Origin of the sequence: Mycobacterium sp. G7A2 (assembly GCF_041902445.1) — a bacterium.
Classification (GTDB): domain Bacteria; phylum Actinomycetota; class Actinomycetes; order Mycobacteriales; family Mycobacteriaceae; genus Mycobacterium.
Genome location: NZ_CP169251.1, coordinates 1,264,797 through 1,285,263, shown reverse-complemented (window position 1 = coordinate 1,285,263; position 20,467 = coordinate 1,264,797). Strand labels below are relative to the sequence as shown.

Genomic DNA, 20,467 nt, shown 5'->3' with positions numbered 1-20,467 from the left:
TCTCTCAGGCGCGCGAGATCCGTGACGCCTCGGCGATCTGCTCGGGCGTCGGCCGGACGCCGGTGTAGCGCTCGAACTGTTCGGCCGCCTGCAGGGCGATGACCTCGGCGCCGGTGATCACCGGGACACCGGCGGCGCGCGCGGCCGCGATCAGCGGCGTCTCCGAGGGCAGCGCGACGACGTCGAACACGGTGTGCGCGCCGGCAATGACGTCGTCGGCGAACGCCGTGTCGTGTTCTTCACTGCCCCCGGCCATGCCGATCGGCGTGACGTTGATCAGGATCTCGGCGCCGTGCCGACAGGGCCCGGAACTGTCGGCGGCGAATTCGTAACCGAGCCGCTCGGCCAGCGCCGGTCCGGCATGTCGGTTGCGCGCGACGACGGTGCCGGAACCGAAACCCCTGTCGGCGAACGCCGCTCCGACCGCGCTGGCCATCCCGCCGCTACCGCGGATCACCACCGTCTGTCCGGGATCGAGTCGACGGTCATCGATGAGTTGTTGCACCGCAAGGTAATCGGTGTTCGACGCGGTGAGCCTGCCGTCGTCGTTGACGATCGTGTTGACCGACCGCAACCTGGCAGCAGACGGCTCCACGGTGTCGACGAGACCGAGAACGTCTTCCTTGAACGGCATCGACACCGAGCATCCGCGAATGCCCAGGGCGCGCACCCCGCCGATCGCGGCGGCGATGTCGGTTGTGGTGAAAGCCTTGTAGAGGAAGTCCAACCCGAGCACCTCGTAGAGATGGTTGTGGAAACGGGTACCGATGTTGCTCGGCCGCCGGGCCAGCGAAATGCACAACCGGGTGTCCTTGCTCAGCGGCGGGCGGCTCATCCGACCGCCCGGATCACCTGGCGGGCCACGCCCCTCAGCTGGCCGACCAGCTCGGGGCTGAAGTCCAGATCGGCAGTCCGCGGTACGTCGATGACGGTGGTCACCACGCCGAGGTCATCGCGGTGCCATCGGGCGCCGAACTTGTCGAGGATGGCGCGCATCGGCTGGTTGTCGGCGAGCACTCGCGCGGTGAACCGCTGCACGCCGTCGTATTCCGCGGCCACCGAGATCGCGCCCATCAGGAACGTGCCGATCCCGCGGCCCTGGTAGTCGTCACCGACGATGAACGCGATCTCCGCCTCGGTCGGGTCGTCACCGCTACGGACGAACCGGGCGTCGGCCACCACCGGACCGTCGGGGCCGTCGGTCAACACGAACACGAAGTGTTCGAGGTAGTCGACCTCGAACAGATAAGCCATCAGCCGCTTCGACGGGGTGCGCACCGACTGGAAGCGCCGGTAGAGCGTCTCGCCGGAGAATTCGATCGGTCCGTTGATGGTGCGCTCGTTGTCGCCGGGCAGGACGGGGCGCAAATACAGCACGGTGCCGTCGCCGACCTGCACGGGGATGGGAGTGACGAACGCCGCGAGGCGCTGGCGGGCCGTGCGCACCAGCCGGTCCATCAGACCGGGAATTCCGAGCATCGTCGCGAATGCCTCGCGGCCGCCGACCCACCCGTGCAGCGGTTCGGTCGCGATGACGGTGGCGGTCCGGGGCGCGTCCCGGAGCAATGCGATCTCGCCGACGATCAGGCCGGGAGCGACCTCGACGACGGTGTCGTGCCCGTCGGCGCCGGTGTGGCTCACCTCGGCCCGGCCCGATCCGATCAACAGGAAGGACACCGCCAGCTCACCCTGCTGCATCAGCACCTGTCCTGCCGAGGCGGACAGCGGGCGCAACTCGGCGGCCAGCGGTATGAGCGCCTCGACTGGCACGCCGGCGAAAACACCCAGGCCGGCCAGGTCCTCCGCTCGGACAACGGTCAGGCCGGACACGATCCGAGGCTACGGCGGGATCACTGCGTCCGGCAAGGTAATCCGCAGGTCGCCGGCGACCCAACGTGACCTGCGTCGCGGATCGGTGCTCCGCGGTGCGTTTGCCCGCCCAGGCGATCGGCTACTTTTTCCGGTATGGACGGTCGCGAGTTGCTCGCCGACCGCTACGAGCTACGAGGAGTTCTCGGCCGCGGCGGGATGGCTGAGGTCCGCGACGGTTGGGACACCCGACTCGACCGCGCAGTCGCCATCAAGCTGCTGCACCCCACGCTCACCGAGCAGCCCGATCTGCGGCGCCGCTTCGACGACGAGGCCCGCGCAGCCGCCGGGCTCACCCACCCGAACATCGTGGCGGTGCACGACCGCGGCGAGCACGGCGGGATACCGTTCATCGTGATGGAGCGGCTGCCCGGCACGACCTTGGCCGACGTCATCGCCCGCGGACCGATGCCGCCGGCGCGGGTCCATGCGCTGCTCGACGAGGTGCTCGGGGCGCTGACGGTGGCTCACCGTGCCGGCGTGTTGCACCGCGACATCAAGCCCGGCAACATCCTGCTGTCCCCCGACGGCCAGACGGTCAAGGTGGCCGACTTCGGCATCGCCAAGACGCCGGGCTCCGCGCAAACCATGAATGGCCAGATCATCGGGACGATGGCCTACATGAGCCCGGAGCGGGTGGCGGGCGCTCCGGCTTCGGTTGCCGACGACCTGTACGCCGTGGCGGTGCTGGCCTACGAGGCGGTGCTGGGGCGGCGGGCGTTCCCGCACGACAACCCGGCGGCCCTGGCCCGCGCCATCATCGACACCCCGCCACCGCCGCTGGCGCGCCTGCGGCCGCAGCTCGGCCCCGCACTGACCGGCGTCATCGACCGGGCGATGGCGCGCGATCCTCGGCAGAGGTTCGCCACTGCCGAACAGATGCGCGCCGCCGCCGCCGGGGATGCCGCGGCACTGACGGCCGGTGCCCCGCCGGCACCGCCGGGCACGCGCCCGCTGACCACAGTGCAGCCTCCTCCTGGCACCGTCGCCGCACCGTCGGCCAGCTTCTACGTACCGCCACGTCGCCGTGGGCCGGCAACGACTCGCACGGCACTGCTGGCCGCCGCGGGCGTGGCGGTGGCACTGATGGTCTCGGTTCTCGCGCTGGTGCTCAATTCGGCGTCGCCCGCCACATCTCCCGCGGAACCGGCCGGCACCAGCACCCCGGTGGCCCCACCCCCGCCACCGTCCCCACAGACGGCGCCCGTCGTCGACCAGCCCCCGGTCGTCGACCAGCCCCAGAGGCCCGCGTTCACCGGCGAGGGGCCGGGCAAGAAGAACGAAAACGGCACGGGCAACGGAAACGGCAGCGGCCGGGGACACGGCAAGGGCAAGGACGACGACTGAACTCCGCGGCGTCGCTACGATCCGCAAGGACCGACGAGAGGACGACGCATGCGCACGGTGATCACCGGAGTCGACGGGGACGGCAGATCCTGCGTCGTCAGCGACGGTGAGCTGACGCTCGACCAGCTGGCCCCCGGATTCGCGATGGGCATCCCGTTCGCCACCGCCACCTGCCCGCCGCCGGCCCGAGCCGGCGGGTCGGCGCCGCTGATCGACCAGGGCATCGCGCCGGGTCTGGCGCGGTGGATGGTGGTCGAATTGGGCGCCGGTTCGGAAACCCCGATGCACCACACCGACACCCTCGACCTGCAGACGGTCCTCTCCGGCAGCGTCGAACTGGTGCTCGATGACGGTGCCCACCCGCTCGACGCCGGTGATCTCGTGGTGCTCGCCGGTGTGGATCACGCGTGGCGGGCCGGACCCGACGGGGCGCGGCTGAGCGCGGTGCTGATCGGCACTCCCCCGCCCGGCAGCGAGCCCTAGGCCGGAGCCGAGCCTGTCCACCACCGACGGCCTACCGGAGGCAGCGAATCCGGCGAGCGGGCTCGATCACATCGCCCGCGCGCAGAAGCGCACACTCACCGTCCTGGTCATCGCCCAGGTGTGCAGCGGAGCCGGCCTGGCCGCGGGGATCACCGTCGGCGCCCTGCTCGCCCAGGACATGCTCGACTCGACAGGGTGGTCCGGCCTACCCAGCGCGCTGTTCACGTTCGGGTCCGCCGGCGCGGCGCTGGCGGTGGGCCGGCTGTCGCAGCGGTGGGGCCGGCGCCCGGGGCTGGCGGCCGGCTACGCGGCCGGCGCGATCGGCAGTCTGGGCATCGTCGCGGCAGCGGTGCTCGACAACGTGGCGCTGCTGTTCGTGGCGCTGCTGGTGTACGGATCGGGCACCGCCACCAACCTGCAGGCCCGCTATGCCGGCGCTGACCTGGCGCAGCCCGATCATCGCGCCCGGGCCATCAGCACCGTGCTGGTGGCCACCACGGTCGGCGCGGTCGCCGGCCCGAATCTCGTCGGCGTGCTCGGTGACGTCGCCGCGGCGATCGATGTGCCGCGGCTGGCCGGGCCGTTCCTGCTCGCGGCGCTGGCCTACGGGTCGGCGGCGGCCGTCATCGCGACGTGGCTTCGTCCTGACCCGCTCACGTTGGCGGCGTCGCTGCCCGGGCCGGGCGTGGCCGGCGACGCGCCCGACCGGAAGGACGACGACGGGCCGACGTCCGTCAACCGCGCCGCCGTGGTCGCCGGCGCAGTGGTCATGGTGGTCACCCAGCTGGTGATGGTCGCCATCATGACCATGACCCCGGTGCACATGCAGCACCATCACCATGCCCTGTCCGCCGCCGGGCTGGTCATCTCGATCCATGTGGCAGCGATGTACCTGCCCGCGCCGATCTCCGGTGCGCTCGTCGACCGCTTCGGGGTGACGGTCGTCGGGATCCTCGCTGCGGCGGTGTTGGCGGCGGCCGGGGTGACCGCGGCTGTCGCCCCGCCGCAGTCGGTGCCGCTGCTCGCCGTCGCGCTGGCACTGCTGGGGTTCGGGTGGAGCCTCGGGTTGGTGGCCGGGACGACGGCGATCACGAACAACACCCCGGTGGCCACCCGCGCGCGCACCCAGGGCACCGTCGACGTGTTCATCGCCGTCGCGGGCGCCGGGGGCGGGCTCGCCTCCGGATTCATCGTTGCGGCAGCCGGTTTCACCTGGCTGGCCGCGCTCGGCGCAGTGATGGCGATGGTCATCGCGCCGGCCGTGCTGCTCAGGAAGCGCTGAGCGCCAAAAGATTTTGGTGAGAGCTGTGGCAGGTGACCGGCCCGGGCCCTGCGCGGCGATGCGGATCAGCCGTATGCCGGATAGCGGTCCTCCCAGATCGCCAGCTGCGCGGCGCGGTGCCCCCTGGCGGTACCGCTCTCAGGTCCCAAAAGCATCGTCGGCCCGCCGGCACCGTCGTAACGTTCCCAGGGCTCTCCGCCGCGGATGAACTCCAGCCACCGCTGCTGAATCGCCTCCGACATGCGGCGCGCCGCGTCGTCGGCGCCGGCCAACGCCGGCGCGGCGGCCAGGTTGCCGAAGACCAACGGCAGGCATGAGTCGTGGCAGGCTCCCAGTCCGGGCCGCGGCGACGGCCACTGAAGTTCGTAGCGAAACACCGCGTTGCCGCGCTGGGCATGTGCCCGCACGAATTGCTCGGTGGGCGCGGTGAAGTGGTAGTCGGTGACGAGTGCGCTGGCGAGGTCGCGCAGCGAGTTGTGGTCGGCGCGGTAGGCCGCCAGCACGGCGTCGACATCGTGGCCCTGCCCCGCGAGTGCCTGCGCTCGCTGCCGGACGTACCGCTCGGTGACGACATCCTGGTCCAGCGTCGCGTCGAAGATGCGCCACTCGTCGCGGGTCGTCCCTGCGAGCACGGGCATCGCCGGGATGGCACGCGTGCGGGCGACCACCAACGGATGTTCGGCGATGACGTCGCCGTCGATGCAGGGATGGAACGGGCCCTGCGGCGGCACGAATCCGGGGTCGATGCCGCCTTGCGCGGCAAGGATCTGCTCGACGCTCGGTTCGCCGGCGCGGCCGACGGCGCCGATGAACTGCTCGGCGACGGCTGAGGCGGCCGCGGTGGAGCGCACGCGTTCGAGGCCGCCGCTCTGCAGAATGGCCCGGTCGAACAGGTCGCACCCGCTCGCCATCAGGGTGGCCACCGCGATCGCGCCGGAGGACTGTCCCGCGGCGGTGACGGCATCGGGGTCACCGCCGAATGCGCCGATGTTCTCGCGTACCCACGACAGCGCGCATTTCTGGTCGCGCAGTGCCAGATTGGTGGAGCCGGACCCGTGCCAGTCGGGCGCGTAGAGGCAACCCAGCGCCCCGAGGCGGAAGTTCACCGTCACCACCACGACGTCCCCGCGCCGGGCCAGGCGCGATCCGTCGAGCAGGGCCGCGGACCCGTGCCCCTGGGTCTGCCCGCCGCCGTGCAGGAAGACCAGCACGGGGCGGCGGGCGTCGTCGACTGCGGGTGTCCAGATGTTGAGCGTCAGGCAGTCCTCGCTCATCGTCAGACCACGCTTGGCCAGCCGCTCGGGTGAGATGGCCTGCGGAGGGATGGGCCCGAATACCGTGGCATCCCGTATTCCCGCCCACCTCTCCGCGAGTTGCGCTGGACGCCAACGGCGCTCACCGGTCGGCGGGGCGGCGTAGGGCACGCCGCGGAACACGACGACGTCGTCGTTGATCTCGCCGCGCAGCGTCCCCTGCGCGGCGTGGGCCAGTGCCGTCACGAACGTTCCGTCAAGGGGTGCGCCCTGGCCATCTCACCGTTGAGCACCTGGCCGAGGAAATCGCGGCCCTTGAAGCTCACCACCTCCACGCGAAGTCCGCTGCGCGGGTCACGCAGGAACGCCACACCGGCACCGACGCGCTCCAGCTCCCAGCCGTCGTCCTGCAGGCGTGCGACGTCGTCGCGCCAGCGCTGGGCGTAGTAGCCGACGTGGTGCATCCCGCCGAGCTTCGGTGTGGCGAAGATCGAGTCTGCCGCATCGACGACCTCGATCAGCTCCAGGTACGGCGGGCCGGATGCCGAGAACGCGATGCGCACGGACTGGTCGTCGGCGGAGCCGTCTGGACGGGTGAAGCCGCTGCGCATCTCGAACGGCGGCGCCCAGGTGATCTGCATGGCGCCGGTGAGCGACTTCATCGCGGGCAGCAGATCGGGGACCAGGTGGCCGACGTGATAGACGTTGTCGAAAGCCGACGCGGCCAGCGTCTCGAGTGTGGGGTCCATGTCAGATCCTGTATCTGCGGCGGATGGCATCGAAGCGGGCCCGTAATTGCGCCGCCCGTTCGTCGGGCGTGACGCGGCAGGTGCCGGGCGGCAGGGCGCTGTCCACCTGCGCGCGTGGGACTACCGCGGTCCGCACCTCGGGCAGTTGCCGGCTTCCGATGACGCGCATGGTCAGATAACCCTCGGCGAACCGTTGGGTGTCGATCCAGTTGTGCACGCCGGGATCGTCGTGGGCCAACACCAGCCGCACCCGCCCGTCGGAGTCGACGACCGATCTGCTCGGCGTGTAGCTCACCGGCCGGTACAGATAGTCCATGCTGTTCCAGAACGCACCCATGTTGGTCAGCATCCAGAACTCGCCGTGGTCGGCGAACTCGACGATCAGCGCCTCGTCCGGCTCGAGCCGCCATGGCATCGTGACGATGAGCCGGCCGCGCCGTGCATCGCGTTGTTCTGCGGTACCCGAAAACCGTGCGCTGGGAAACACGTTGGGTTCGGGTTCGCCGAACAGTGAGCCGATCTGAAGTTCGCGGTCCGGCCAGTCCGTCATCGCCCCGGTCAGGAAGTCACCGGCCCAGCGCATCGAGGCGATGACGTCCTGCGGCGTCGGCACCGGGCGTGGCGTATCCATGTCGATGCGTTCGATGCTGAACTGCGCCGAGCGTTCCGCCCAGGAGTCGAAGCCCTGGCGCAGGAACAGCTTGCGCGAACCCGGGGTGGTGGGCAGCCAATTCGGTTCTCGCCGATCGCCTCCCACGTGCAGGACGAAGCTGCCGTCGGGTTCGGTGACCAGGTCGTCGCCGGTGAGGTTCGCCTCGGGGGTGTCGCCGAACGGCTCGTGCAGGTTCGGGTGATCGGCGCCGTAGTACACGTCCTTGTCGGGACGCGGCCCCTGCACGGTGAAGTTGATGAAGCGCGCCGTGCCGCGGTCGCCGGTGATCCGGTAGGTCGACGCACCGTCGATCCAGGCCTGCAGGTAGACGAAATCGGCGTTGTCGCCGCCGAGCTTGCGGCTCGGACCGCAGAACGGGTGGATCATCGGGTAGCGGGTGTTCCGGGTCTCCAGCGCGAGATCGTAGGCCTGACCGAGGTTCTGGGTCAGGTAGCGGAACGCATCAGCGCGTTGCAGGGCGTTGGCCGGCGAGGTGTCCTTGAAGGCGAGGTCGCCCGCCGCTTTGAGGCGGTCGCAGAAGTGGTGCCACGCCGCACGCAGCGCCTCGTCGTCTGTGTTGTCCCCGAAGGCCATCAGGGCCTCGCTGCGATGTCGATGCCGAACCGATCCCGGTAGCCGGCGAACTCCTTGTGCAGGTCGTGCACCGGTACGGGCAGGACGTCGGTGGAGTAACGGAACTTCCCATACCGATCGCCGCGGTTGGCGGCGAGGTAGTCGCGCATCCCCTTCTCGGTCGCGTCCGTGAACGGCACCCCGGCGAAGTCGTAGAAACCGCCGATGGTCGCGACCGGGTCGGCGACGAAGTCGCGGTAGCGGACGTGGTGGATACGCGGGTCGTCGACCAACGGGTCGGTGAGGTAGGCATGAAAGTTCGCCCGCGAGCCCTCGATCGTGGCCTGCGCGTACCGGCGCCAATCCAGTGTCCCGGCCAGGCTTTCGTTGATCTGGCCGAACGCCACGATCTGTGAGGCGAGCACCTGCACCGGGTCGCGGTGCACCCAGACGATGCGGGCATCCGGGTAGGTGTCGAACAGGGCTCGCAGACGGCGGCCGTGAAAACCCTTGAGTACCCAGCGCTTCGGCGGACGGGTGTATTGGATGTGCTGCAGCATCATGCGGTGCAGGGTGTATTGCGCGTGATGGTCCTGGGCGAAGTTCTGGATCGTGACCGGTACGCGCCACCACGCGCTGGGATTCATCGCGCGGAAGTCGAAGGCCCAGGTGCGTTCACACTCGGGCAGGCCGTCGCCGAGCAGATCGTTGTAGGGGTGGCTGACGATCCACGGGGGGATGCGGTCGAGGATCTCACGCCAGTCCGCGTCGGCCCGGGCCCGACGCGGGTCGTCGGCGTAGGCCGGTCCGGGTGGCGGCGAGGGGTACATGACCTCCCAGAACCGCAACGCGCGGGAATCCTTGTCCTCGGCAAGCAGGGCGTGCAGCAGCGTCGTCCCCGAACGTGGTTCACCGGTGGCGAACAACGGCGCGATGATCCGTTCTGCGGCAAGGGGCAGGCGGGAATGGTCGGCGATGAAACGCAGCCGGCTGGTCAGCAGTCCCGTGATCGTTTCCGTGGCCGCCTGCACGCCGGCGTCGTCGAGGCGGGCGCCGTTGATCCGGTCGACGACCAGCGCCACGCGCGCGGGTACGGTGTCGTCACCCAAGTCGCCGAGTCCGGTCTCGCGCTGCGCTGCGGCGACGAGGACGTCCGCGTCGAGGGTTGTCATCGGGCGCTTCCTGCGAGTCGCAGCAGTGCGTCCTCGACCTCGCGCACCTTGTTCGGCGATACAGCGGCGTAGGCCTGTCCGGCCATGGCGCTGTAGTCGAGCACCGAGACGACCCGTGCGCCCGCCTGGCCGAACGCCGCGATCTGTTCGGCGATCTGCTTGGGTGTGCCGTGCGGGACGACGGACAGGATCGCGGCGGGGTCGACCTCGTCGACGAGTCGCAGCAGTCTGTCGCGGGTCAGGGCACGCGGGTCGATGTCCTGGATGCCGCGCCAGCGCTGCCCCATCGGATGGTCATACCCGGCGGCCCGCAACGCATCGGCCGTCAGCTGCAACACCAGCGACTTCACCAGTGGGCGCTGCATGATCACGTCCAGTTCGTCGGGCTCACCGATGAGGCAGACCGCCATTTTCGCCGGGGTGATCGCATCGGGGTCCCGGCCCGCCTTTTCGGCGGCGTCCCGGATGCGCGCGAGTTGGGCGGCGAAAGTCTCCGGGCCGGCGCTGCCGGTGGGCCACCAGCCGTCGCCGAGTTCCCCGACGAGTCGCAGCATGCGCGGGCCGTTGGCCCCGATCCAGATCGGTGGCGGCCCGGTGTGGTGCGGCTCGGCGTCCAGCCGGGCGTGCTCGAGTGTGAAGAACTCACCCTCGAAATCGACCGGGCCCCCGGCACTCCACAGCAGCCGGATCAGCCGCACCGCCTCGGCGAATCGGCTCACCGTTTTCCGGTCGTCGAATCCGTAGGGGGCCAGGTTCTCTCGCTCGCCGGCACCCAGTCCCAGGACGAACCGGCCGTCGGAGAGGTGGCTCAGCGTCAGGGCAGATTGGGCAAGCATCACCGGGTGCCGGCGGACCGTGTCCACGACGCTGGTGGCCAACCGGGTCCGTGCGGTGCGCGCTGCGACGGCGCCGGCGAGGGGAAGGACGTCCAGATAGCGGTGCGGCGACGGCGACACCTCGGCGAGGTCGGTGAACTCTGGCGTCCAGATCGTGTCCGGCCAGAAGCTCACCAGGTGGTCGGGCATCCAGATGGAGTGGTAGCGGCCGTCATCGAGCTCGTCCAGAGCGCGGAGATCCAGCGGCAGAGTGGTCCGGAGGAACGCGGCCAGCTCCAGGGGCATGCAGCGCAAGCTACCGCAGGATGGGGGCTACGTCTGGCGAATGCTGTGCATATGCTCAGCAGCGCCGTGCGCGGCGAACGCCCAGCAACTGAAAGGGTCGACCGCCGACAGTGCGACTCGCAGGAAAAGTGTGCCCACCTAACAACGACTGGAGTTCGCCTTGCCGTGCCGGGTCAGAATTCACGTGCCGCTGAAAGTACTTGCGACGTATCCCGACTTCGAGGTCGACAGCACCCGAAGGTGCATAATCCACCAGAGCCGAGCAGCGAGCTCAACACGGCGGCGTTACCGATGGAGGGCCCCTTGAACTATCCGATGCCACCTTCGGGACCTCCTGAACTCGACTATCCGGGTCATCGGCCTCCACGGCGACGCGGGGCGCCGTGGCTGTGGCTGTTCCTGGCGATCGCCGTGGTGATCATCGTCGTGTTGTCCGTGATCGTGATCGCGCAGTTCACCAGCGACGATCCCACTCCACCGGCGTCGGCGCCGACGCAGTCAGCTCCTCCCGTTCAGCCGGCGCCTCAACCCAGCGTTGGGGCACCCGGGCCGAGCGTCGCCGGGACATCGATGACGTGTGATGGGTACACCGCCTCCGTTGACGAGACTTCACAACCCGGCTGGCACGCAACGATCAATCGGTTCGGCTTGGCCTATGCCGCTCCGCCCGATTGGACCGTCGCGGAATGCGGTGTCCGGACAGGCTGGGCCAAGCCCTGCCCCCAGGGCCAGTGCGTCGTTCGCGAGATCGGGGCAGTGTCCACGGTCGCCAACCCGGTATGCCCGAAACAGAATCTTGCGATGGCCGGTGTCACGGGTTCGGCGAACCAGGACATCACAGCCGCACTCGACGAGGAAGCGCAGACCGTACCGCTGATCTATTCCCAAGGCGACGTGGTGCCCGATGTGGAATTCGGGCCGGTACGCGAGTTCCTCATCGGGTCGTCTCCCGCGGTGCAGAGGGTGGCGACGGTGACCGGCATCGCAGCAGACGAATGCAATGGGTCGAGAGCATTTCACAGCATGGTTGTCACAACGGTGCCCGGAGTCGAGGGGTCCGTCGTCTTCCTCATCTCTCTGCGGGAGGGCGCTACCGCCTCCCCGAAGCCCGGAGTCATCGACGAGATGGTCAGGACGCTCCGAAGCCCGGCTTGACGGGCTGTTCCAGCCTGGCTTTGACGGGCTGAAAGACACGCCGACCGCTTAGCCGATCGACCCGGCGTCATCGCGGGAAACGCGCATCGACGCGATTTTCGCAAACATTGCCGTGGCGCAGTCCCACTGTCGCCAACTCGGTGAACGGGTGCTCACTGTGTCGGCACAAACTCCTGGTCATCGGGGATTTTTGCCCTTCGCAACGACCTCAGCGCCAGTGAACACTTGTTTGGATTTGTCCACTTACTCTCCGCGCCGGGGCGCTGTATTGCGATTTCTGATTCGCGAGTCATGCGTGTCCACTACACGTTGCTGAGCGATCAGCAAGCAGAAAACAGGCATTGAACTGTTCAAAAACCTCTAGGGCTACACCGCTTGCCATGTTATTGTTTCGATCGTCAAATTTTGCTAGACGCCAGCGTGGGTGTCGAGTTCGAGTCGTCACCTCGGAAATGCGTCGCCGCGAGACCAACGCCCTTGATGGGGCCTTGAGTGGTGGGAGAGGGACATTGGCTCATGGACGGCGTCACCCGGCCGAAGTTCGGACCAAGGCCCGTCACCGCAGGCAGAAGAATCCCAGCAAAGTTGAAGCCATCTTCCCAACCTTTCGAATCGGCGTCGACAGCGGTCTCCCGTCAAACCGGACCGCACCCAACGTCGCGGCGACCTACTCGCGGCACATCGGGCGCGTGGGCGCGCTGGCCGTCGCTCTCGGCGTCGGTGCGGCGATATCGACCGGGTACGGACTCGGAGTAGCGCGCGCCGACACCGATACCGACAGCGTTTCCAAGGACTCGCCGTCTGCCGACTCGTCACCGTCTGACGCGCCATCGAAGAATTCCGACAAGACCGAAACGGCGACTGATACATCCACCGAGCGTTCGGACTCGGACGAGGATGAAGAATCCGTATCGGAGGTGACCGATCCGGCGTACGCGGTCGACGATGACGATGACGATGACGTCGATGACGATGACGTCGACCTGGAGACCGATCACACCGAGACCGATCCTCCGTCCGAGGAGGGAGGCACCCTCGACGACACGGCGCCTTCGAGCATCCCGCCGGAAACAGGTTCGCCCGACTCGGCCGAGGCCCCCGGCACCGGAGAGCCCTCCGCGGTGCCGCAGGAATCTCCCGCGACGGCGCCGGAAGCCGAGAGCGTCTCCGACGCAGCCAGTTCAGGTGGTACGAGCCGGGACGAGCCCGCGCCGGCACCCTCATCTGCTACTGACATACAGGTCGACGCGGTGACATTGTCGCTCAGCGACGAGACAGAAACAGAAACCGCCTCGCTGCGCAACGACAGCGCACCGGAGGCCGGGATCGGTGGGCAATCAACGCCTCTCGATGGCCCGGCCGCTTCAGTGGCGGCAGGCTCCGTTGCGGGAGTCAATGTCCCGAGGGCGTTCGCTGCCACATCGCTCTCGCCGCTTCTCGTGCCGGAGCCGGTCAGTCCGTCCCGGCCGCAACTGTTGTTCGCGGTGCTCGGCTGGGTAGTTCGCGAGATACAGCGCACATTCTTCAATCGGGCCCCCGTCGTGCGCCCGCAGGAAACGACCCTCGTTCTTTCTCCGAACGAGACCAGCAGCCCGACACCGTTCCAGAGCTACGACCTCGACGATGACGGTCTTACCTACTTCGTGCCGGCACGGGGCGAAGTAGGCGGTCCCCTGCACGGGTGGGTCGAGGTGGATCAAGTCACAGGCACCTTCACCTATACCCGCGACGACGATTACGTCGGTCCGGATCAGTTCACCGTGACCGTGAGCGACGCCGGAAGCGGCCGCCACTTCCATGGGCTGCTCGGGTTTCTACGACCCGATCGGGGCCATACCGACACGGCGACGATCACACTCGACATCGTCGCCGCCAACAAGACGCCCGTAGTGAACAGCGACTCCTACACGACCGCGCAAGGCAGCTACGTGTTCGGCAACGTGCTGGACAACGACAGCGATCCCAGTGGTCAGACTCTCACTGCGTCAGTAGTTTCCGGGCCTGCCCACGGTGAACTGACGATGGCGCCCAACGGCGCGTTCCACTATTCGCCGGAACCGGGCTGGACCGGCGTCGACACGTTTGTCTACAGTGCGTCCAACGCCATGGTTGATGCCCGCGCCGTCGTCGGGATCACCGTCACCCCGGTCAACAGAGCGCCGGCAACCGCGGACGACTCGTACACCACGGACGAAGACACGACAGTCACCGGCAACGTGTTGGGCAACGACACCGATCCGGACGGGGACATGATCACTGCGACGGTGGTCCTGGCAGCGAATCACGGCGAGGTGCAACTCAGTTCCGACGGGTCTTTCACCTACACGCCGGATACCGATTTCAGCGGCACCGACACCTTCTCCTACGTCGCCTCCGATGGGTCGACGTCCAGCGCGCCCACCCTCGTCACAATCACGGTGACACCGGTCAACGACGTCCCCGTCGCTGAGGATGACAGCTTCACCATCAGTGAAGACAGCCGGTTGCACGGCAATGTTCTGTCGAACGATACTGACAGCGATCGAGATCTACTGACTGCTTCGCTTGCCTCGGGACCGGCTCACGGAAGCCTCACCTTGAACGCCGATGGGACCTTCTCCTACCTTCCCACGGCCAACTACACCGGGACGGACTCGTTCACCTACACCGTCAGCGACGGCACCTCCGCGGGCAACACGGCGACCGCCACCATCACGATCAGCCCGGTCAACGATGCCCCCGTCGCTAACAACGGTTCATTCAGCGTCAGTGAGGACTCGACCTACACGGGCAACCTGGACGTCATTGACGTGGACGGGGACACCGTCAGCACCGATGTCGTGACGGGCCCGGCACACGGCGCCCTGACGTTGAACGATGACGGCAGCTTCACCTACACCCCGGATGCCGACTACACCGGCGCCGACTCGTTCACCTACACCGGCACCGACGGGGTACGAACCACTTCGCCGGCCACTGTCACGATCACCGTGACCCCCATCGACGACGCTCCCACCGCTCGGGACGACACGTACTCCATGAGCGAGGACGGCATCTTGACCGGCAGCGTGCTGTACAACGACTCTGATGTCGATGGCGGCTCCCTGACCGCTGCATTGGTTTTCGCACCAATGCACGGCGCTCTCACCTTCAACGCCGACGGCTCGTTCACCTACACACCGCATGCCGACTATGCCGGGGCAGACAGCTTCGCCTACACCGCGTCGGACGGAACACTCACGAGCAACACTGCGATCGTGAGCATCACGATAGCCCCGACCAATGATGCGCCGGTCGCCGCCGACGACTTCTACAACATCGATGAAGACACCACCTTGACCGGCAGTCTGTTGACCAACGACTCTGACGTCGAGGGCGATTCGTTGACTGTGTCGATGATCGACGCCCCGCAGAACGGTGTGCTGGATCTCAACGCCGATGGCACTTTCAGCTACACGCCTTCGGCGAACTTCAACGGCGCTGATTGGTTCACCTACTCCACATCTGACGGCATCACCCCCAGCGCACCGGCGCTCGTCCTCATCGTCATCAACCCGGTCGACGACACGGTGGTGGCTACCGACGACACCTTCTCCATGACCGAGGACAGCTCACTGTCGGGCAACATCCTCTCCAATGACGTTGATATCGATGGTGATTCGTTGAGCGCCAGCCTCGTCGACGGACCCACCCACGGCGAACTGGTCCTCAACAACGACGGCACCTTCACCTACACCCCCGACGCCGACTACCACGGCACCGACAGCTTCACCTACTCCGCCACCGACGGCGTCGAAACCAGCACCGCCGCCACCGTGGCGATCACCGTCACCGCCGTCAACGACACCCCCGTCGCCACCGACGACGCCGTCACCACCAACGAAGATGCGTCCTTCTCGGGCGACGTGCTGTCCAACGATGTTGATGTCGACGGCGATTCACTGACCGCCACTCTTATCGACGGACCCGCCCACGGCGAACTGGTCCTCAACAACGACGGTACCTTCACCTACACCCCCGACGCCGACTACTACGGCACCGACTCGTTCACCTACACCGCCACCGACGGCACCGCCACCAGCACCGCCGCCACCGTCGCGATCACCGTCACCGCCGTCAACGACACCCCCGTCGCCACCGACGACACCGTCACCACCAACGAAGACACCCCACTCGCCGGCAACGTCCTGACCAACGACACCGACATCGACGGCGATTCACTCACCGCCACCCTCGTCGACGGACCCACCCACGGCGAACTAGTCCTCAACAACGACGGCACCTTCACCTACACCCCCGATACCGACTACTACGGCACCGACAGCTTCACCTACACCGCGAACGACGGCACGGCCACCAGCGCGGTGAGCACGGTCAGCATCACTGTCAGCGCCGTCAACGACGCCCCCGTCACGGCCGACGACACCGTCACCACCAACGAAGACGCGCCCCTCTCGGGTGATGTTCTGGCTAATGATGTTGATGTCGAGGGCGATTCACTGACCGCCAGCCTCGTCGACGGACCCGCCCACGGCGAACTAGTCCTCAACAACGACGGCACCTTCACCTACACCCCCGACGCCGACTACCACGGCACCGACAGCTTCACCTACACCGCGAACGACGGCACGGCCACCAGCGCGGTGAGCACGGTCAGCATCACTGTCAGCGCCGTCAACGACACCCCCGTCACGGCCGACGACGCCGTCACCACCAACGAAGACACCCCACTCGCCGGCAACGTCTTGACCAACGATGTTGACATCGACGGCGATTCACTCACCGCGGCCCTGGTCGGCGGACCCACCCACGGCAGCCTCGTCCTCAACGACGACGGCACCTTCACCTACACCCCCGATACCGACTACTACGGCACCGACTCCTTCACCTACACCGCCACCGACGGCACCGCCACGAGTGCGGTGAGCACGGTCAGCATCACCGTCACCGCCGTAAACGACACCCCAGTGGCCACCAACGACAGCGTCAACACCGACGAAGACGCGCCCCTCTCGGGCAACGTCTTGACCAACGATGTTGACATCGACGGCGATTCACTGACCGCCAGCCTCGTCGACGGACCCACCCACGGCAGCCTCGTCCTCAACAACGACGGCACCTTCACCTACACCCCCGACGCCGACTACCACGGCACCGACAGCTTCACCTACACCGCCACCGACGGCACCGCCACCAGCACCGCCGCCACCGTCGCGATCACAATCACCGCCGTCAACGACACCCCCGTCACAGCCGGAGATTCCTTCACCACCGACGAAGACACCCAGCTGGCCGGCAACGTCCTGACCAACGACAACGACATCGACGGCGATTCACTGACCGCCACCCTCGTCGACGGACCCACCCACGGCAGCCTCGTCCTCAACAACGACGGCACCTTCACCTACACCCCCGACGCCAACTACCACGGCACCGACAGCTTCACCTACACCGCCACCGACGGCACCGCCACCAGCACCGCCGCCACCGTCGCGATCACAATCACCGCCGTCAACGACACCCCCGTCACAGCCGGAGATTCCTTCACCACCGACGAAGACACCCAGCTAGCCGGCAACGTCCTGACCAACGACAACGACATCGACGGCGATTCACTGACCGCCACCCTCGTCGACGGACCCACCCACGGCAGCCTCGTCCTCAACAACGACGGCACCTTCACCTACACCCCCGACGCCAACTACGCCGGCACCGACAGCTTCACCTACACCGCCACCGACGGCACCGCCACCAGCACCGCCGCCACCGTCGCGATCACCGTCACCGCCGTCAACGACACCCCCGTCACAGCCGACGACGCCTACACCATCGACGAAGACTACCGATTGACGGCCAGCGTCCTCACCAACGATGTTGACGTCGAGGGCGATTCGTTGACCGCGGCCCTGGTCGACGGACCCACCCATGGTGAACTGGTCCTCAACGACGACGGCACTTTCACCTACACCCCCGACGCCGACTACCACGGCACCGACTCCTTCACCTACACCGCCACCGACGGCACCGCCACCAGCTCCCCCGCCACCGTCACCATCACCGTCAACCCCGTCAACGACGCTACTGTCGCCAACAACGATTCCTATTCGACCGGCGAGGACAGCAGTCTGCTGGGCAACGTGTTGACCAACGACGTCGACGTCGACGGCGACACCTTCACTGCCGCTTTGCTCTCCGGACCGGCTCACGGCACATTGGTCCTGAATCCCGACGGCAGCTTCTCCTACACACCCACCGCCGACTACAGCGGTGTCGACAGCTTCAGCTACCAGGTTTCTGATGGAACGGCAACGAGCAATACCGCCCTGGTGACGATCGCCGTGACCGCCATCAACGATGCTCCGAACGCAGTCGACGACAGCTACACCACAGACGAAGACATCCCGCTGTCCGGCAACGTGCTCGCCAACGACACCGACGCAGAAGGCGACAGCCTCTCCGCCACACTGGTTGCCGGACCTACTCATGGCACCCTGGTTCTGAACAGCGACGGCACTTTCACCTACACCCCCGACGCTGACTACACCGGCAACGACAGCTTCACCTACGCCGCCGGTGACGCAGCGCTGACGGATACCGCTCTGGTGACCGTTTCAATTACGTCGGTCAACGACGTGCCGGTGGCAACCGGCGACAGCTTCACCACCGACGAGGACACCCCACTCTCGGGCAACGTCCTCACCAACGACACTGATGTCGACGGGGATTCACTGACCCCCACACTTGTCGACGGACCCACCCACGGTGAACTGGTCCTCAACAACGACGGCACCTTCACCTACACCCCCGACGCCGACTACACCGGCGCGGACTCGTTCACCTACACCGCCACCGACGGCACCGCCACCAGCGCGGTAAGCACGGTCAGCATCACCGTCACCGCCGTCAACGACACCCCCGTCGCAACCGACGACAGCGTCACCACCAACGAAGACACCCAGCTGACCGGCAACGTCCTGACCAACGACACCGACACCGAGGGCAACACCCTCACCGCAACACTGGTCACCGGACCCAGCCACGGCGCCCTCACGCTCAACGCCGACGGCACCTTCACCTACACCCCCACCACCAACTACCACGGCACCGACAGTTTCACCTACACCGCCACCGACGGCACCACGACCAGCACCGCCGCGACCGTCACCGTGACCGTCAACGCCGTCAACGACATTCCCGTCGCCGTGAACAACAGCTACACCACCAACGAAAACACCCAGCTGACCGGAAACGTCCTGACCAACGACACCGACGCGGACGGGAACACCCTCACCGCAACACTGGTCACCGGACCGACCCGCGGCACCCTCACCCTCAACAGCGACGGCAGCTTCACCTACACCCCCACCACCAACTATCACGGCACCGACGTCTTCACCTACAAAGCCAACGACGGTATCGCCAACAGCACCACCGCAGTTGTCACGATCACCGTCACGTCAGTCAACGACGCCCCCTCCGCCGTGAACGACGCCTACACGACGAGTGAGGAGTCGGCCGTCAACGGCAACGTCCTGGCCAATGACACCGACGCCGACGCCGACACCCTCACCGCAGTGTTGGCCAGCGGACCCAGTCATGGCGCGCTGACCCTCAACAATGACGGCACCTTCACCTACACCCCGACCGCCAACTACAACGGCACCGACAGCTTCACCTACACCGCCACCGACGGCGCCGCCACCAGCAACACAGCTACCGTCAGCATCACCGTCAACCCGGTCAACGACGCTCCCACAGCTGCCAACGACGCGTTCACCGCCAACGAAGACACCCAACTCGCCGGCAATGTGCTGACCAACGACACCGATGTCGACGGCGACACGCTCACCGCAACTCTGGTCAACGGACCCAGCCACGGCGCCCTCACGCTGAACAGCAACGGCACCTTCACCTATACCCCGACCGCGAACTACAACGGCACCGACAGCTTCACCTACACCGCCACCGACGGCACCGCCACCAGCAACACAGCCACCGTCAGCATCACCGTCAACGCCGTCAACGATGCCCCAACCGCTGTCAACGACTCGGGTTCGACCAACCAGGGAATCGCGCTGAACGGGAATGTCCTGACCAACGACACCGACATCGACGGCAACACCCTCAGTGCAACCCTGGTGGCTGGACCCGCCCACGGCACCGTGGCGCTCAACAGCAACGGCAGCTTCACCTACACCCCCACCGCCAACTACAACGGCACCGACAGCTTCACCTACAAAGCCACCGACGGCACCGCCACCAGCAACACAGCCACCGTCAGCATCACCGTCATCGACAACGTCGCACCGACCGCGGTCGACATCCAGGCCACAAACGGCGGTGGACTGAACATCTCTGGGTACCTGGAGCAGGGGGACTCGATCACCTACACCTTCAGTGAGCCGATCAATCCCAATTCGATCCTTGCCGGATGGAACGGCACCACGACCAACGTGGTCGTGCGCGGCGACAACGGCGGCAGCAGCAACGACACGCTCCGGATCTACAACTCGAACAACACTGCCTTGCTGCCCCTGGGCACGATCGACTTGGGCCGAACCGACTTCATATACCAGATCGGCGGCAACGGCCCCATCACGTTCGGAGCCACCGGGACCGCCTCGACGATGACAATGAGCGGCAACACGATCACCATCGTGCTCGGCGATTACGACTCCCCAGCTTTCGGTGACTATCGGAACATCACCTTGGTTTTGACGAGCGGGTCGCTGAGGTGGTCGCCGTCGTCGGCAATCTCCGACCTCGCAGGCAACACGCTCTCGGGCGGCACGGCCAACGAGTCGGGGTCCTCCGACCGGGACTTCTGATGTC

Annotated in this window: 12 protein-coding genes; 5 read left to right on the top strand and 7 right to left on the bottom strand. The window is 67.0% G+C overall.

Translation table 11 applies throughout. The features are described 5' to 3' along the window. Positions 1-4: 4 nt before the first annotated feature. Together ACEWX3_RS06245 and ACEWX3_RS06240 are read right to left on the bottom strand one after the other, a co-directional pair. Complete coding sequence (locus ACEWX3_RS06245; RefSeq protein ID WP_374158969.1) at positions 5-835, bottom strand: shikimate 5-dehydrogenase; 831 nt, start codon at positions 833-835, stop codon at positions 5-7. Next, positions 832-1,830 (bottom strand): GNAT family N-acetyltransferase, encoded by a 999-nt coding sequence (locus tag ACEWX3_RS06240; protein ID WP_374158968.1) that lies wholly within the window; start codon positions 1,828-1,830, stop codon positions 832-834. The genes ACEWX3_RS06245 and ACEWX3_RS06240 overlap by 4 nt, the downstream gene beginning before the upstream one ends. A 135-nt stretch (positions 1,831-1,965) precedes the next feature. On the opposite strand from ACEWX3_RS06240, the gene ACEWX3_RS06235 reads away from it, so the two are divergent. From ACEWX3_RS06235 to ACEWX3_RS06225, 3 genes are all read left to right on the top strand, one after another. Continuing rightward, positions 1,966-3,216 (top strand): serine/threonine-protein kinase, encoded by a 1,251-nt coding sequence (locus tag ACEWX3_RS06235; RefSeq protein WP_374158967.1) that lies wholly within the window; start codon positions 1,966-1,968, stop codon positions 3,214-3,216. A gap of 48 nt (positions 3,217-3,264) precedes the next feature. After that, positions 3,265-3,699, top strand: a complete 435-nt coding sequence (locus ACEWX3_RS06230; protein ID WP_374158966.1) for a cupin domain-containing protein — start codon at positions 3,265-3,267, stop codon at positions 3,697-3,699. A 118-nt stretch (positions 3,700-3,817) separates the two neighbouring features. Continuing rightward, a complete protein-coding gene (locus ACEWX3_RS06225) occupies positions 3,818-4,981 on the top strand; it encodes an MFS transporter (RefSeq protein ID WP_374158965.1) in 1,164 nt (387 codons plus the stop codon). A gap of 65 nt (positions 4,982-5,046) precedes the next feature. Here the strand turns inward: ACEWX3_RS06225 and ACEWX3_RS06220 are convergent, their stop codons facing one another. The 5 genes from ACEWX3_RS06220 to ACEWX3_RS06200 are packed head-to-tail and all read right to left on the bottom strand — an operon-like array spanning position 5,047 to position 10,501. Further along, positions 5,047-6,480 (bottom strand): carboxylesterase/lipase family protein, encoded by a 1,434-nt coding sequence (locus tag ACEWX3_RS06220; RefSeq protein WP_374158964.1) that lies wholly within the window; start codon positions 6,478-6,480, stop codon positions 5,047-5,049. Continuing rightward, positions 6,477-6,983: a VOC family protein gene (locus tag ACEWX3_RS06215; RefSeq protein WP_374158963.1), complete on the bottom strand. Its 507-nt coding sequence runs from the start codon at positions 6,981-6,983 to the stop codon at positions 6,477-6,479. Before ACEWX3_RS06215 ends, ACEWX3_RS06220 begins: the two co-directional genes overlap by 4 nt. Before the next feature lies 1 nt (position 6,984). Further along, the gene (locus tag ACEWX3_RS06210) at positions 6,985-8,229 is read right to left on the bottom strand and encodes a DUF1214 domain-containing protein (RefSeq protein ID WP_374158962.1); all 1,245 of its coding nucleotides are present in this window, start codon (positions 8,227-8,229) and stop codon (positions 6,985-6,987) included. Continuing rightward, positions 8,229-9,380 (bottom strand): sulfotransferase, encoded by a 1,152-nt coding sequence (locus ACEWX3_RS06205; protein ID WP_374158961.1) that lies wholly within the window; start codon positions 9,378-9,380, stop codon positions 8,229-8,231. Before ACEWX3_RS06205 ends, ACEWX3_RS06210 begins: the two co-directional genes overlap by 1 nt. Further along, entirely contained in the window at positions 9,377-10,501 is a 1,125-nt protein-coding gene (locus ACEWX3_RS06200; RefSeq protein WP_374158960.1) for an LLM class flavin-dependent oxidoreductase, read from the bottom strand. Before ACEWX3_RS06200 ends, ACEWX3_RS06205 begins: the two co-directional genes overlap by 4 nt. Before the next feature lie 303 nt (positions 10,502-10,804). Between ACEWX3_RS06200 and ACEWX3_RS06195 the strand changes: the two genes are divergently transcribed. After that, entirely contained in the window at positions 10,805-11,656 is an 852-nt protein-coding gene (locus ACEWX3_RS06195; RefSeq protein WP_374158959.1) for a hypothetical protein, read from the top strand. A 917-nt stretch (positions 11,657-12,573) separates the two neighbouring features. Then, complete coding sequence (locus ACEWX3_RS06190; protein WP_374158958.1) at positions 12,574-20,463, top strand: Ig-like domain-containing protein; 7,890 nt, start codon at positions 12,574-12,576, stop codon at positions 20,461-20,463. Positions 20,464-20,467 lie beyond the last annotated feature (4 nt).